Source organism: Paenibacillus sp. 2TAF8 (assembly GCF_052114825.1).
Lineage (GTDB): Bacteria > Bacillota > Bacilli > Paenibacillales > Paenibacillaceae > Paenibacillus.
The window spans coordinates 1-574 of record NZ_JBFRFN010000062.1; the positions used below are offsets into that span (position 1 = coordinate 1).

4 tRNA genes are annotated in these 574 nt (G+C 47.7%); all 4 read right to left on the bottom strand.

What is annotated here, in order from left to right:
* Positions 1 to 73 precede the first annotated feature (73 nt).
* A tRNA-Gln gene (locus AB4Z30_RS29945) sits at positions 74 to 148 on the bottom strand.
* A 13-nt stretch (positions 149 to 161) separates the two neighbouring features.
* Positions 162 to 237: transfer RNA gene (locus tag AB4Z30_RS29950), tRNA-His, on the bottom strand.
* A gap of 94 nt (positions 238 to 331) precedes the next feature.
* Positions 332 to 407 (bottom strand) — tRNA-Thr (locus AB4Z30_RS29955).
* 19 nt (positions 408 to 426) lie between these two features.
* Positions 427 to 504, bottom strand: a tRNA-Asp gene (locus AB4Z30_RS29960).
* Between the last annotated feature and the right edge of the window lie 70 nt (positions 505 to 574).

Here is a 574-nt window from a genome sequence, read left to right on the forward strand (position 1 = left end):
GAAGGATTCGAACCTTCGACACCCTGATTAAAAGTCAGGTGCTCTACCAACTGAGCTAATGACTCATAGTAAATGGCTGGGGATATAGGATTTGAACCTATGCATGACGGAGTCAAAGTCCGTTGCCTTACCGCTTGGCTAATCCCCAATAAAGAAAACTATGGGGCGATCGAGGGGAATTGAACCCCCGAATGCCGGATCCACAAACCGGTGCGTTAACCACTTCGCCACGATCGCCATAAAGGTTAAACAACATTGCATGAGTATTTAAGTATTACCATCAGAGCTTATATTATACACTTAATTAGCCTCTGATTGCAAAATACTAAAATGGTGCCGGCGAGAGGACTTGAACCCCCAACCTACTGATTACAAGTCAGTTGCTCTACCAGTTGAGCTACACCGGCACGGTGTAAAGTATTAAAATGGCGGAACCGACGGGATTCGAACCCGCGATCTCCTGCGTGACAGGCAGGCATGTTAGGCCAACTACACCACGGTTCCAGATCACTTTCGGTTAGGAAAGCTACAATTGCGGGGGCAGGATTTGAACCTGCGGCCTTCGGGTTATGAG